Source organism: Bradyrhizobium sp. ORS 285 (assembly GCF_900176205.1).
GTDB lineage: Bacteria > Pseudomonadota > Alphaproteobacteria > Rhizobiales > Xanthobacteraceae > Bradyrhizobium.
In genome coordinates, this window is sequence record NZ_LT859959.1 from 2,555,578 (window position 1) to 2,570,142 (window position 14,565).

A 14,565-nucleotide genomic window follows, 5' to 3' on the forward strand; every position below is an offset into this window, starting at 1 on the left:
TGGCCCCGGCGAGCGGCCGCTCCACAAGAGGTCGTCATCCCGGGGCGGCGCACAGCGACGAGTCCGGAATCCATTTTTCCGCGCGTTCTGCCGCGCGAGGGATTCCGGGCTGGCGCTGCGCGCGCCCCGGAATGACACCGTTGCGGAGTTACGGGCGCGTTCCGGACTTCAGGACTGGCGCTGGGACTGTGATTGCGATTGGCCGCCGCGGCCGACCTGCTCGACCTTCACCTTCACGGTGAGCGTTTCGGAGCCGCCGCCATAGCGGGTGCCGCGCACCGGTGCCGCGCCGAGATAATCCAGCCCGATGGCGACCCGGACATGCGCGTCGGTGGAGCAGATGCAGTTGGCGGCGTCGAATCCGACCCAGCCGAGATCAGGCACATACGCTTCGGCCCAGGCATGGCCGGCGTCCTGGTGCACCGCACCATCCGAGCGCAGGAAATGGCCCGAGATGAATCGCGCGGGGATTCCTGCCGCGCGGGCGCAGGCGATGAAGATATGCGCGTAATCCTGGCAGACGCCACGCTTGAGCGCGAAGGCCTCCGCCGCCGAGGTGCCGCTGTGCGTCGGGTTCTCGTCGAAGGTCATGTGCTCGTAGACCTGCATCATCAGGGTGTGCAGGAAGCCGAGCACGTCGCTCTCGGATTCCGCGCGCAGGTCGCGGACGATCGTTGTCATCGCGGCATTGGCGGTCGTGAGCGGGGTGGTGCGCAGGAAGAATCCCGGCGGAAACCGTTCATCGGCGCCCTTCAGCACGCCACCGGTGTCGTGCGTCTCGACCAGCCCTTCGGCGGTGATGGTGAGGTCCTCGAGCGCGCCGTGGGTGATGACGTGCGTGACATTGCCGAACGCGTCCTCGTGCATGTCGAGGCGGGAGTCGGTCGAGACGTCGATCTGCCACTCCGCGACATACTGGCCGTCATGGCTGCCTGGCGTCATGCGCAGGATCTGGATGACGCCGGTGGCCGCCGGCTCGTAGCGGTAGGTGGTGGAATGGGAGATACGCAGGCGCATGGCGGTCGATCGGGCTTGTGAGGTGGCTTACCGCGGTAGCTCGTTTCACCTGCCCAAAAAAGGGCAGGCCAGTCGTTGGCTGGATCGACGAGCGACACGGGTCCCCAGGAGTGGTCTTGCGGCCACAGTTCCCGGCAGCGGCGCCTGTCAGATCAGATATTGCTTGGTGATGATCTCCCCGAGCCGCGAATTGTCGGAGATGAACTCCTGGATGAACTCGTGGACGCCGCGCTGGAAGACGTCGTCCATGTTGGAATGTTCGAGCCGGTTGCGCACACCACGGGCGTGGCGCTGCGACGGGCCCTGGCGGCCATAGGCCACCCCGATCTGGTCGAGATTGCGGACGAGATTGCCGTAGCAGCTGGCGAGCGAGCGCGGCAGCGTATCGTTAAGGATCAAGAGGTCGGCGATCAGCCAGGGTTTCAGCGTCTCGCGATAGACCCAGTGATAGGCGGTCAGCGCCGACACTGAGCGCAGGATCGAGGTCCACTGATAGTAGTCGAGCGGGCCGCCGACATGCTCGTCCTCGGGCAGCAGCACGTGATATTTCACGTCGAGAATGCGCGCGGTGTTGTCGGCGCGCTCCAGATGCAGGCCGAGCCGCGAGAACCAATAGGCGTCGTTGCGCAGCATGGTGCGGTAGGCCGAGCCGTCGAAGCGCAGCGAGGTCTCCTGCACGAAGCGCAGGAAGCGCGCCAGCTCCTCGCGCGTCTTGGTGCCCTTGCTCCAGACCTCCTGCAGCTCGATCCAGGAGCCGTTCAGCGTATCCCACATCTCGGAGGTGAGGGCGGTGCGGACGGAGCGCGCATTCAGGCGGGCGGCTTCGATGCAGTTCTTGATCGAGGACGGGTTCGACTGATTGAACGAGAGATACTCGATGACGTTCTGCTCGTTGGCCTCGGAATAGTGCTCGTAGAAGCTGACATTGACGCCGGCCGTCATCAGCGCCGATTCCCACTCATTGGTCTTGCCGATATAGGCCGCGGGAAGGGCGGTGACGCGCAGAGTGGCGTCAATGGTGCGGGCGAGATACTCGGCGCGCTCGACGTAGCGGGCCAGCCAGTACAGGTTTTCGGCGGTGCGCGACAGCATGGGCAATCTATGAGGTGCGGAGGGAGCCTGTCCCGGCGGGGCAGGCATGCACGTGGACGAAGGTTTCGATCGAGCTCTTGCGGCGGGCACGCTGCGCTCCCTCTCCCCGTCCTTCACGGGGAGAGGGCTGGGGTGAGGGGCAGCCACGAGCACCGGCCGTGCGGAGAGCCCTCCTCACCCGGACCGCATCTGGCGATGCGATCCGACCTCTCCCCGCGCGCGGGGAGAGGTTAGAGCTCGTGCGTTGCGCGTCCTGTGCAAACCAACTCTTACTCATCCAGCACCCATGTGTCCTTCGTGCCGCCGCCCTGGCTGGAATTCACCACCAGCGATCCCTCCTTCAGCGCCACGCGGGTGAGCCCGCCCGGCACGATGGTGGTGCGGTCGCGGCCCGTCAGCACGAACGGCCTAAGATCGACATGCCGCGGCGCCAGCCCCGAGGCGACGCAGGTCGGGCAGGTCGACAGTGCGAGCGTCGGCTGGGCGATGAAGCCCTCCGGCTCGCGCTTGAGCTTGTCGCGGAACGCCTCGATCGTGGCCTTGGTGGCGGCCGGGCCGATCAGCATGCCGTAGCCGCCGGAGCCGTGCACTTCCTTGACGACGAGCTCGCCGAGATGGTCGAGCACGTAGGACAGATCCTGCGGCTCGCGACAGCGCCAGGTCTGCACGTTCTTCAGGATCGGCTCCTCGTCGAGATAGAACTTCACGACGTCTGGCATGTAGGAGTAGATCGCCTTGTCGTCGGCGATGCCGGTGCCGACCGCATTGGCGAGCGTGACGTTGCCGGCGGCATAGGCCGACATCAGGCCGGGCACGCCGAGCGCCGAATCGGGGCGGAAGGTGAGGGGATCGAGGAAGTCGTCGTCGACGCGACGATAGATCACGTCGACCCGCTTCAGGCCCTCCGTGGTCCGCATGAACACCTCCTCGTTCTTGACGATGAGGTCGCGGCCCTCGACCAGCTCGATGCCGAGCTTGTCGGCGAGGAACGAGTGCTCGTAATAGGCGGAATTGTAGATGCCGGGCGTCATCAGCGCCACCGTCGGCTCGGCCGAGGCGCTGAGCGGCGCCACTGACCGCAAGCACGACAGCAGCTCGTCCGGATAGCGTTCGACTGGAGCTACGCGGTGGCGTGCGAACAGGTCCGGAAACAGCCGCATCATGATCTCGCGGTTTTCCAGCATGTAGGACACGCCAGACGGCGTGCGCGCATTGTCCTCGAGCACGATGAAGTCGTTCGCGTCGACGCGGACGATGTCGATGCCGGCGATATGGACATAGACGTCGTGCGGGACGTCCTGGCCGTTCATCTCCGGGCGGAACACCGGGTTCTGGAAGATCAGGTCATCGGGCACGACGTTGGCGCGCAGGATGTCGCGGCCGTGATAGATGTCGCGCAGGAACATGTTCAGCGCCTTGACGCGCTGCTTCAACCCCTTCTCCAGCAGGGTCCATTCCTTGCCCGAAAGGATGCGCGGGATCACGTCGAACGGGATCAGCCGTTCCTGCGCCTCGGCCTCGCCATACACCGCGAAGGTGATGCCGATTCGCCGGAACAGCAATTCCGCCTCATGGCGGCGATATTCCAGCGCTTCCGGCGGCGTTTCCTTCAGCCACCGCGACAGCTCCTGATAAGCCTGACGGACGTCGCCGCCCGGCTCGTTCATTTCGTCGAACGCAACTGCCATAGATGCCGTGTGTCCCCGCCTCGCCATACACTGCATGACTCCCCATGATGGTAGCAAGGGCTGGGCCAGCGCGATATGCATTCTCCTGCGGCATTTCGTGGGGGTTGCGGAAAGCGTGCCCGAAAAACCGGCTGCACGATGCTCAAATCCGCGGCATAGACTGCGACGTTCTGGATGACTTTGGCGCCGGCTCGGGCCAAAAGAGACGGTAGATGCGAGGAGAAACCATGAGCGAGATCGTCACCGCGGGGTTGCTGGTCATCGGCGACGAGATCCTGTCCGGCCGGACCAAGGACAAGAACATCGGCTTCATCGCCGAATACCTGACCAATCTCGGCATCGACCTCAAGGAGGTCCGGGTGGTCTCGGACGATGAGGGCGACATCATCGCGGCGCTGGACGCGCTGCGGCACCGCTACACCTATGTGTTCACGACCGGCGGCATCGGCCCGACCCATGACGACATTACGGCCGACTCGATCGCCAAGGCGTTCGGCGTCGGCATCGACCATCATCCCGAGGTCGTCGCGCGCTTCCGCGAGCGCTGGAGCGAGCAGGAGCTCAACGAGGCCCGGCTGCGCATGGCGCGCATCCCCGATGGCGCCGAGCTGATCCAGAGCGCGACCATCCTGGCGCCGGGCTTCAAGCTCGGCAACGTCATCGTCATGGCCGGCGTGCCCTCGATCATGCAGGCGATGATGGACATCGTCGCGCCGAAGCTGAAATCCGGTGTCCGCATGCTGTCGGAGACCGTGCGCGCCAATGCCCGCGAGGGCGACATCGGCGGTCCCCTGCGCGAGATCGCCAAGGCGCATCCGGACACCATCATCGGCAGCTATCCCTTCATCGACGAGGACCAGAAGCCGAACACGCATCTCGTGGTGCGCTCGCGCGACCAGGAGAAGCTGACGGCGGCGATGGCGGCGGTGAAGGAGATGCTCGCCGGGCTCAATGTGACGCGCTAAAGCAAGACACGGCTTAGAGAACAGATGGACGAGACGAGATGGCTGACAAGGCGTTGAGCGCGGAGGAACGGGCGGGGCGGCCCTTTCCCGTCTCCTGGGACCAATTCCATCGCGACTGCCGGGCGCTCACCTGGCGGCTGAACGAGGTCGGGCCGTTCGCGGCGATCATCGCGATCACACGCGGCGGGCTGGTGCCAGCCGCGATCGTGGCGCGCGAGCTCGGCGTGCGCATCATCGATACGATCTGCATCGCGAGCTACGACCACGACAAGCAGGGCGAACTCACTGTGCTCAAGGGCATCTCCGACGAGGTGCTCAAGCTTGGCGGCGGCACCGGTAAGGGGCTTCTGATCGTCGACGACCTCGTCGATACCGGCAAGACCGGCCGTATGGTGCGCGCGCTGCTGCCCGACGCCCACTTTGCCACCGTCTACGCCAAGCCCAAGGGGCGGCCGCTGGTCGATACGTTCATCACCGAGGTGTCGCAGGATACCTGGATCTTTTTCCCCTGGGACACGGCCCTGTCATTCGCGCCGCCGCTGCGGGATGGCGCGGCGTAACCGGGGCGAGTGGCGAATAGCGAGTAGCGAATAGGGATTCGGGTGGGCGAGCTCTGCGCACTTCGCTAGTCCCGTTCGCAATTCGTCAGTCCCGGGGCTCGCCATGCCGCTGCAGAACCGCGTGACGCCGATGGGCGACATCGTCGCCACACCGCATCGTGGGACGTTCACCGGCAATCGCGGCATCATCCATGATCCCGCGACGAAGACCCTGCTGAATAAGCGCTGGTCGAGTCCGGCCTGGCTGGTCTGCCTGTGCGAGTTCCGCGGCAAGCGCCGTGACGTGATGGCGAGGCAGAGCTGGACCGAACTGTTCTTCCTCGACGAAGCCACCGCGTTCGCCGCCGGCCATCGTCCCTGCTTCTATTGCCGCCGCGACGACGCCAACCGTTTTCGCGCCGCGTGGGAGCAGGGCAACGGCGTCAGCGATGTCCGCGCTGCCGAGATCGACAAGGTGTTGCATCGCGAGCGGCTCGATCGCGGCCGGAAGCGGCTGCATCCGCTGCCGCTGCCGTGGACGAAGCTCCCCGACGGCGCGATGGTGCAGGCGGGGGAGGAGAGCTTCTTGGTCCTGCAGGGCCGGGCATTGCCGTGGTCGTTCACCGGCTACGGCGCGCCGCGTGATGACCTTGAAGCAGCGCTGCTGCTAACGCCGCCCTCGACCCTGCGCGCCCTGCTGAACTATCGTCCCGTGCTCCATCCCAGCACACGATTCTCGTAGCGCATCACCAAGCGTAGCGCACGATGCCCTTGCCGGCGTAGCTGCGGGTGACGTCGGAGAACTCACCCTCGAAGCTTGCCGCGGCCGACCAGCCGTTCTTCCACTTCATTTCAGCGGCGACCGTGGTCAACGCCGAATTCTGTGCCTGGCGCGCGCCGTTGACGACGAAGGATGCGCCCGGGAGGGTTTGGAACGTGGCCCCCGCCGAACGGCTCGGGTTGAAGTCGTATGCCCAGGCGAAGCGGCTGCGCAGCGTGAAAATGCCATCGGTCAGCGCATAGGCCTTGTCGGTGCGAATGCCGAGCTCCGAGCGCGTATCGGTCACACTCTGCGATCCGAACCGGAGCGCGAACGTATTGGCACCGGCGACCGCGCCTTCGGCATAGGCCGGCAGGTTGATGGTCGTGAACTGCGCCGCGGCGTAGGGCGTGATTCCAAAACCCATCCAGGGCGAGATGATGCGATAGCCGCCTTCGAGCCGGCCAGAAAAGGTGTTGGCATCGAAGCTGGCCCTGAGCTGGTCGACGCCGGCCACGGTCACCGTTCGGTTGGTGGTGACGTGCTGCCAGCCATACGCCAGCGCCGCCGTGATGTAGGCGGCGCCCACATTGTGCCTGACGAAGCCGCCGGCCTGGAACAGGTCGGACCGGCCGCTGCCGCCATTGGCGACGCTGAACGTGGTGCCGCCGCCGGCCATCGAGAAACCGGCGATCGTGAAGGGCGAGAAGCGGTAGTCTGCGCCGACCGCCGTGCCGTAGATGTTGCTGGTCGTGTTGTTCGACCCGAGCGCATTATTGCCGTCGGTGGTCTGGGAGCCGCCGAAGCCGGCTGCCCACACGCTCCAGTTCGGCCGGGCCACGGGCGCGGCAGGCGCCTTTGTGTAGATCGCGGCCAAGGCGTCGCTCGGATTGCGCTTGGCCGCATAGGCCTGCGTCTCCTCCGCGTAGCCGATCGCGCCATTGGGCGCCGCGCCCTGGTCGCCGCGCCCCGTGGTGAACGGATCGGTCATGACGCCCATGAACTGCATCATCGCGTTGAACGTCGTCTGCTGCGAGCCGGTCGAGGTCTCGCCCGAGATCTGCGTCAGCCCCGCCGGCGTCAGGCCGGTGAAGACGACGGGAATGCTGCCATTGGTGTTGAAGTAGCGGGTGAGCGCGTTGCCGACGTTCTGCTGGTTGATGCTGCCAGGCGCCGCGCTCATCGTGAGATCGATGAAGGCATTGTTGCTGTCGTAGCTCAGCGTCGAGGAGAAGCCCGCCGGCAGATTGGTGTTGGTCAAGCCGCTGAAGGTGCCGCTGACGCCGCCGGTCGCGGTGAGAATGGTGTACTTCTTGGAGATGTACGTGCCGTTGGCGTAGTTCGCCGTGACCGATGCGCCGGCAAGGTTGGCGCTGCCGGTGACCTGGGCGAGCGAGGCGGTGGCGGGGTTGACCTGCACCAGGTAGATCGCGCCTGACTGGAATGCGAGGTTGCCGGTGATGGCCATGGACGAGGCCGGGGTGCCGTTGCCGGGTGCGAACGAGCCCGAGACCGTCACATTGGCGCCGGTCACGGCGCCATCGCCGCTCAGCGAGCCGAACGTCTTGTTGAAGCCGTTGAGATCCAGCGTGGCGCCGGACAGCACGCTGAAGGTCGTGCTGGCGCCGAAAGCATTGGCCGTGCCGGCGCGCAGCGTTCCACCGATGACGTTGGTGGCGCCCGTGTAGGTGTTCGCGCCCGAGAGCAGCAGGATGCCGCCGCCGTCCTTGACCAAGGTGCCGGCTGACGCGCCGTTGGCGATGATGCCCTGGAGGGTCGTCGTGGTGGCGCTGGCAATGTTCAGCGTCGACAGCCCGGCGATCTTGAAGTCGCGGCCGTTGGCGAGTGTCGTTGTGCTGGTCAGAGCGAGCTTGCCGCCGTCGGAGATGATCACGTCGTTGTTGACGTTGCCGAGATTGGCGGTCGTCGCCACCTGGAGCGTGCCGGCGGCGATGTTGATGTTGCCGGTGAAATCATTGGTGGCGGAGAGCGTCAGCGTGCCCGTGCCGGTCTTGTTGAGCGCAGTCGTGACGCCGCCCGTGGTCAGGCCGGTGCCGCTGATCGTGTTGGCGTAGGTGACCGCGCCGCTGGAGACCCCGACATTGACCATGACGCCGTTGAGGTAGAGCGCCGCGCCCAGCCCCGTGCCGGCAGCGCCCGGTGCGCCGTTGAAGTTGTTCGGGCCCTGTCCCGTACCCGCCGCGCCGCCGGTCCCCCCGGTGACAGTGGCGCCCGAGATCGGCGTATCGAGAATGGTCAGGGTGCCGCCGGTGGCGACGTAGATCGCGCCACCCTGTGCCCCGCCGCCGGCCCCGCCGAAGCCGCCATCGGCGCCGGGCCCCTGGGAGCCGTTGTTGTTGGTGACACCATCGCCGCCAATGCCGCCGGCGCCGGCGCCGGCTCCACCGGCGCCGCCGGCGTTGTTCGGGGTGTAGGTGGTGCTGTTGAGCGTGCCGGAGCCGCCGCCGCCGCCGCCGCCCGCGCCCGCCGTACCTGCTGTTCCCGACGTGCCCTGCGTGCCGGTGTTGCCGCCGCTGCCGCCTGCACCGCCGCCGCCGATGGCACCGCCGTTGTTCATGGCGCCGCCGGCGCCGCCATTACCGCCAGTGCCCGACGACGAGACGTTTTGCGCCACACCGCCGGCGCCACCGGCGCCGCCGGTGGCGCTATTGCCGGTGAACGTGACCGAGGCAAGCGTGACATTGGCGCCGCTGCCGACGAACAAACCGCCGCCGGCACCAAGGCCGCCGCCGCCGCCGCCGCCGGAGCCGTACGACAGACCGGCGCTCAGATAGCCGGGTTGTCCAGCTCCGCCTGCGCCGCCGATGGCCGCGGTGTTGGTGATCGCCAAATGCGAGATGTTGACGGTCGGCGCGTTGGCGCCGCTGACCTGAATGCCCTGAAAGGACGCGGAGCCGTCGATGGTCTGGCCGTTACCGGTGATGTTCACCGTGACGTTGCCGTTCGCGGCCTGCAGTTGCGCCAGCGAACTCGACAGCGTGAAGCCGCTGATGATGTTGATGCTGACGGTGGAGTTGGCGCCGGCGCCTGCAACGGCTGCGACGGCCGTATTCCAGTCGGCCTGGTTGGCGACGTCGATCGCCAGAGCCTGCGTGCTGAGCATGGTGCCGGCCAGGAGGAGCGACATGGCCAGCCAGCGCCGCGGCGTTGCCTTGCGGGCAGCAAAAGGCGTTCTCGCAAAGCAAGCCATTTGATTCCCCAGCAATGAAGACGAAGTCAGATCCGAACTGTTGTCGGCATCAAATAATTCACGCGAAACGTGTAGGCGCCGAGATGAAATGTTGGGAGATGCTTTGTCAAGAACAGCAAAGACACACTGTCCCGCCAATGCTTTTCATCGGTATCGAGCCACCGGATGAGAGCCGATCTGTGGACCTGCAGGTCGTGTTAGCCCGCGTCAGTGGACGTTACGGAGCATAGCGCGTCACCACGGCCATCGGCTCGCTTAGGCGATTCCTCTTGCGGGATCGTCGGATCGGCGATTGGGAATCGCCGATCGCCGTACGAAGTGGATCTATGCGAACCGCTGCCGCGCCAGCTTGGCGCCGGTGCCGAGCGCCATTAGCTTCGCCTCCGCGACCTCGCGCCGCATCGGCGCCATGCCGCAATTGGTGGTGGCGATGATGTTCTCTTTCGGCACCACCTTCATGACGTCCTCTAGCGTCTTGCAGACGTCCTCGGCGGTCTCGATCTCGTCGCTGGCGACGTCGATCACGCCGGCCTGCACGATCTTGTTCTTGAGCAGCCCGAGCAGCTCGATCGGCACTTTCGAATTGCGGCACTCGACAGCAACCTGCTGAATGCTGCTGGCGTCGATGACCGGGAAGGTCTCCTCGTATTGCCGCCACTCGCCGCCCAGCGTTTCCTTCCAGTCGGTGTTGGCCTTGATGCCGTAGCCGTAGCAGATGTGGACGGCGGTCGGGCAGGTCAGGCCCTCGGCGGCGCGCTCCAGCGCCTTGATGCCCCAGTCGCGCACCTCGTCCATGTAGACGTTGAAGGCGGGCTCGTCGAACTGGATCATGTCGATGCCGTCGTCGTGCAGCGCCTTGGCCTCCTGGTTCAACAACTCGGCAAAGGCGAACGCCATCTTGACGCGGTCGCCATAGTAGTTGTCGGCGATGGTGTCGATGATCGTCATCGGCCCGGGCAGGGTGAACTTCACGGCGCGTGTGGTGTGCGTACGCGCGATCCGCGCCTCGTCGCCATGGACGCGGCCCTTCAGCGACAGCGGTGCCACGACCTGCGGCACCATCGCCTTGTAGCGGTCCTTGCGGATGCCCATCTCGACCTTGTGCGCGAAGTCGATGCCCTCGACACGCTCCAGGAAGCCGTGCACGAAATGCTGCCGCGACTGTTCGCCCTCGGTGAGGATGTCGATACCGGAATCCTCTTGCAGCTTCAGCGCCAGGATGGTCGCATCGCGCTTGGCGCGCGCGAGCTCGTCGCCCTTGGACTTCCACGGCGCCCACAGCACGTTCGGCTCGGCCAGCCATTCCGGCTTCGGCAGTGAGCCTGCGATGGTCGATGGAAACAGCATGGTCGTACTCTCCGGCTGAGGGGCGGTCAGGCTTGAGCGCCTGTCTGCCATGGCTTAACTGCCAGGTACAGAAAGAACCAAGGCCGGCGCGCGTTCCGCAGCGCGGCATAATGGTCCGGAACGGTCATTGGGGAAGGACACGGAGAGGCATGATCGACCTCCATTACGCGCCGACGCCGAACGGCTGGAAGATCTCGATCATGCTCGAGGAACTCGGGCTGCCTTATACGGTCATTCCCGTCGACATCCGGGCCGGCGACCAGTTCAAGCCGGAGTTCCTGGCGATCAGCCCGAACAACCGGATCCCTGCGATCGTCGACCATGCGCCGGCCGATGGCGGCGAGCCATTCCCGGTGTTCGAGACCGGTGCCATCCTGATCTATCTCGCCGACAAGACCGGGCGCTTTCTGCCGCAGGAGATGCGGGCGCGCTCGCGCGTCATCCAATGGGTGATGTGGCAGATGGCCGGGCTCGGGCCGATGATGGGGCAGCATGGTCATTTCGCGCTGTATGCGGCGGAGAAAGTCCCGTACGCGATCCAGCGATATCGCGACGAGGTCGCGCGGTTGTTTCACGTGCTCGACGTGCAGCTCGGCAAGACCGGCGCCTTTGTCGCCGGCGACGATTACACCATCGCCGACATCGCCTGTTTCCCCTGGATCATGACGCACAAGGCGCAAGGCTTTACGCTTGAGGACTATCCGAACATCAAGCGCTGGTACGCGACGTTGCGCGCGCGGCCGAAGCTGCAGGCGGGGCTTGCGATCGGCAAGTTCGTCAAGGAGCCGTTCAACGACGAGACCCGCCACGTCATGTTCGGTGCGCGGGCGAAAGAGATGACGGGAAGGTCGTGAGTGAGTTGCGCGGCGTGGGGGCATGACGATCATCCATCGAGACCGTCCGTGTAACCCCTGGATTGCTTCGTCGCTTCGCTCCTCGCAATGACGGAGAGAGTGGGGACCCCAGCTCTCTCCCCGTCATTGCGAGCGAAGCGAAGCAATCCAGGGGCCGCACGAATAGTCTGAATGACGCGACGCTCTCGATGACGAACTCATAGAGAATTTGAGGTAACACACGATGATCGAATTCTTCTTCGACTGCTCCAGCCCCTGGACCTATCTCGCCTTCCACAACATCCAGCCGCTCGCGAAGGAGTTCGGCGTCGACATCGTGTGGCGGCCGATCCTCGTCGGCGGCATCTTCAACACCATCAATCCCAGCGTCTATGCACAGCGCGAGAAGCCGGTGCCGGCCAAGGCGGCCTACATGCTGAAGGACCTCGGCGACTGGTCGCGCTCGGCCGGGCTCAAGATCAAGATGCCGCCTTCGGTGTTTCCGGTGAACAGCGTCAAGGCCATGCGCGGCTGCATCTGGCTTGGGCAGGACATGGTGCCGTTCGCGCGGGCCGTGTTCGAGATCTACTGGGGCGAGGACCAGGACATCTCGCAGGATGCGGTTCTGACGGAGGTCTGCCGCCGCACGGGCATCGATGCCAAGGCGTTCTTCGACGGCATCGCGCAACAGGGCATCAAGGATCAGCTCCGCATCAATACCGAGGAGGTCGTGAAGCGCGGCGGCTTCGGTTCGCCGACGATCTTCGTCGATTTCAACGACATGTATTTCGGCAATGACCGGCTGCCGCTGATCCGCGAGGCGCTGGCGCGCGCGAAGGGGCGCGCCTGATGCCGCGTGCGGTTGTCTGCCGCGAACTCGGTCCGCCGGAAAAATTGCGGCTCGAAGAGCTGCCGCCGCGAGCCCTGGGACAAGGCGAGGTGCGGGTGAAGATCCGCGCCGCCGGCATCAACTTTCCGGATATTCTGATGGCGGCTGGCGAGTATCAACTCAAGCCGGAGCTGCCGTTCACGCCCGGCGTCGAGGCGGCGGGCGCCGTCATGGAGCTCGGGCCCGATGCCACCCGCTTTGCCGTCGGCGACCGCGTGATCGTGCGCATGCGCTTCGGCGCTTACGCCGAGGAGGCGGTGGTCGCGTCGAGTCAGCTCACGCCGTTGCCGACGCCCTTCGACTACGCAGAGGGCGCGACCTATCTGGCCGGGCACGGCACGGCGCATCACGCGCTGGTCGATCGCGGCCAGCTCAAGCCTGGCGAGACGCTGCTCGTGCATGGCGCCGGCGGCGGCGTTGGCCTTGCTGCGGTCGAGCTCGGCAAGCTGCTGGGTGCGACCGTGATCGCTGCTGCGTCCTCGGAGGAGAAGCTCGCGGTGGCCCGCGCGCGCGGCGCCGATCATCTCGTGCTGTACGCCCGCGAGCCGTTCCGCGATGCCGTCAAACGCATCACGAACGGCCGCGGCGTCGATGTCGTGTTCGATCCGGTCGGCGGCGAGGTGTTCGAGAACAGCGTTCGCTGCATCGCCTGGGGCGCGCGGCTCCTGGTGATCGGCTTCACGGGCGGCATTGGACTGGCGCGCACCAATCTGATCCTGATGAAAGGCGCCAGCGTGCTCGGCGTCCGTGCCGGCGAGGCCGTGCGCAAGGATCCCGAACTGGGTGAACGGCGGATGGCCGCGCTGCTGGACCTTGCGGAGCAGGGCAAGCTGCGTCCCAACGTGTCACATCGCGTGCCGTTCGAGGACTATGCCGCAGCGATGCGGCTGCTGATCGACCGCAAAGCCATCGGCCGGGTGGCGTTGGTGATGGAGTGAAGCAAGGCACCGCCACACTCCCCAATGTCGTCCCGGCCTTGAGCCGGGACCCATACCGCGTGATCCATCTTGTGGCACTCTGAACGTCGTTCTTCGCCTAACAAACCCCTGTGGTTATAGGTCCCGGATCGGCGTGCGCGTGACGCGCGCTTGTCCGGGACGACAGAGGAATATGTCGCGCGAGCGCGGCCGGTAACTACTTGTACTCCCGCTCGTCCCACCACGGGAAATAGTCCGGCATGTCGGCCGTCACCGTGTTCTTGAATTGCGCCGGTCGCTTTTCCAGGAATGACACCACGCCTTCCTTGACGTCATCGGAGCGTCCGCGTGCGTAGATGCCGCGGCTGTCGACCTTGTGCGCTTCCATCGGATCGTCGGCGCCCATCATGCGCCACATCATCTGGCGGATCAGCGCGACCGACACCGGCGCGGTCTTGTCGGCGATCTCGCGCGCCAGCGCGCGCGCGGTCGGCAGCAGTTCATCCGGCGGCACCACCTTGCTGACGAGACGTCCGGCGAGCGCCTCCTGCGCCGGGAACACGCGGCCGGTGTAGCACCATTCCAGCGCCTGCGAGATGCCGACGATGCGCGGCAGGAACCAGCTCGACGCCGCCTCCGGCACGATGCCGCGCTGGGAGAACACGAAGCCGAACCGCGCCGCCTCTGACGCGATGCGGATGTCCATTGCGAGTTGCATCGTCACGCCGATGCCGACGGCAGGGCCGTTCACCGCGGCGATGACCGGCTTGAGCGACTTGAAGATGCGCAGCGTCACCTGGCCGCCCCCGTCTCGCACCTGCGGATCGGAGTAATCGACGCGGCCATCGGCATGCCGCTTTACCGGCCCGCGCTTGGCATCGCGGTCGAACGTGTCGGCGCCCGAGGAGAGATCCGCGCCCGCGCAGAACGCGCGGCCCGATCCGGTGACGATGATCGCCCTGACGCCATCATCCTTGTCAGCGCGATCGAAGGCGTCGATCAACTCTTCCATCATCGTGCCGGTGAAGGCGTTGAGCTTCTCCGGCCGGTTCAACGTGATGGTGAGGATCTTGTCGGCGACGTCGTAGAGGATGGTCTGATAGGTCATGAGAGTTTCCTGATGTGTTGTTGTTCTCATTGTTAGAAACGTCATTCCTCGTCGATGCGCAAGCATCGAACCGCGCCATGCAGCAAGGAGAGCGGCGGGTATTCCGTAGGGTGGGCAAAGGCGCCGGGCGCAACGCGCGCGGCGACGTGCCCACCGTCTCCACGGATGGTGCGGCGGTGGGCACGCGCCATCAAGAGCG

The 14,565-nt window shown here is 65.7% G+C and carries 12 protein-coding genes; 6 read left to right on the forward strand and 6 right to left on the reverse strand.

The genetic code is table 11. The features are described from left to right. Positions 1–168 precede the first annotated feature (168 nt). The 3 genes from BRAD285_RS11580 to BRAD285_RS11590 form a co-directional block, all read right to left on the reverse strand. On the reverse strand, positions 169–1,017 hold the full coding sequence (locus BRAD285_RS11580) for a transglutaminase family protein (RefSeq protein ID WP_006612101.1): 849 nt from the start codon (positions 1,015–1,017) through the stop codon (positions 169–171). Positions 1,018–1,164: 147 nt separating this feature from the next. Next, positions 1,165–2,109: an alpha-E domain-containing protein gene (locus BRAD285_RS11585; protein ID WP_006612100.1), complete on the reverse strand. Its 945-nt coding sequence runs from the start codon at positions 2,107–2,109 to the stop codon at positions 1,165–1,167. Positions 2,110–2,378: 269 nt separating this feature from the next. Next, positions 2,379–3,797 carry a circularly permuted type 2 ATP-grasp protein gene (locus BRAD285_RS11590; protein ID WP_006611153.1) on the reverse strand — a complete coding sequence of 473 codons (1,419 nt, stop codon included), beginning with the start codon at positions 3,795–3,797 and terminating at the stop codon, positions 2,379–2,381. 227 nt (positions 3,798–4,024) lie between these two features. Between BRAD285_RS11590 and BRAD285_RS11595 the strand changes: the two genes are divergently transcribed. From BRAD285_RS11595 to BRAD285_RS11605, 3 genes are all read left to right on the forward strand, one after another. Then, positions 4,025–4,762 carry a molybdopterin-binding protein gene (locus tag BRAD285_RS11595; RefSeq protein ID WP_006611154.1) on the forward strand — a complete coding sequence of 246 codons (738 nt, stop codon included), beginning with the start codon at positions 4,025–4,027 and terminating at the stop codon, positions 4,760–4,762. Positions 4,763–4,800: 38 nt separating this feature from the next. Further along, positions 4,801–5,322 carry a xanthine phosphoribosyltransferase gene (gene gpt / locus BRAD285_RS11600; protein WP_006611155.1) on the forward strand — a complete coding sequence of 174 codons (522 nt, stop codon included), beginning with the start codon at positions 4,801–4,803 and terminating at the stop codon, positions 5,320–5,322. Between the two features lie 103 nt (positions 5,323–5,425). Next, on the forward strand, positions 5,426–6,043 hold the full coding sequence (locus BRAD285_RS11605; protein ID WP_006611156.1) for a hypothetical protein: 618 nt from the start codon (positions 5,426–5,428) through the stop codon (positions 6,041–6,043). A 4-nt stretch (positions 6,044–6,047) separates the two neighbouring features. On the opposite strand, the gene BRAD285_RS11610 is transcribed toward BRAD285_RS11605, so the two are convergent. Further along, positions 6,048–9,209 (reverse strand): autotransporter domain-containing protein, encoded by a 3,162-nt coding sequence (locus tag BRAD285_RS11610; protein WP_244422155.1) that lies wholly within the window; start codon positions 9,207–9,209, stop codon positions 6,048–6,050. 387 nt (positions 9,210–9,596) lie between these two features. Further along, positions 9,597–10,619, reverse strand: a complete 1,023-nt coding sequence (locus BRAD285_RS11615) for a methionine synthase (RefSeq protein WP_006611158.1) — start codon at positions 10,617–10,619, stop codon at positions 9,597–9,599. Positions 10,620–10,768: 149 nt separating this feature from the next. Here BRAD285_RS11615 and BRAD285_RS11620 point away from each other — a divergent pair, with 149 nt between their 5' ends. From BRAD285_RS11620 to BRAD285_RS11630, 3 genes are all read left to right on the forward strand, one after another. Next, entirely contained in the window at positions 10,769–11,473 is a 705-nt protein-coding gene (locus tag BRAD285_RS11620) for a glutathione binding-like protein (RefSeq protein WP_006611159.1), read from the forward strand. A gap of 223 nt (positions 11,474–11,696) precedes the next feature. Then, positions 11,697–12,302: a 2-hydroxychromene-2-carboxylate isomerase gene (locus tag BRAD285_RS11625; RefSeq protein WP_006611160.1), complete on the forward strand. Its 606-nt coding sequence runs from the start codon at positions 11,697–11,699 to the stop codon at positions 12,300–12,302. Next, positions 12,302–13,279 (forward strand): NADPH:quinone oxidoreductase family protein, encoded by a 978-nt coding sequence (locus BRAD285_RS11630; RefSeq protein ID WP_006611161.1) that lies wholly within the window; start codon positions 12,302–12,304, stop codon positions 13,277–13,279. Before BRAD285_RS11625 ends, BRAD285_RS11630 begins: the two co-directional genes overlap by 1 nt. 196 nt (positions 13,280–13,475) lie before the next feature. Here the strand turns inward: BRAD285_RS11630 and BRAD285_RS11635 are convergent, their stop codons facing one another. Then, positions 13,476–14,366, reverse strand: coding sequence for a crotonase/enoyl-CoA hydratase family protein (locus BRAD285_RS11635; protein ID WP_006611162.1), 891 nt, complete (start codon positions 14,364–14,366; stop codon positions 13,476–13,478). Positions 14,367–14,565: the final 199 nt, after the last annotated feature.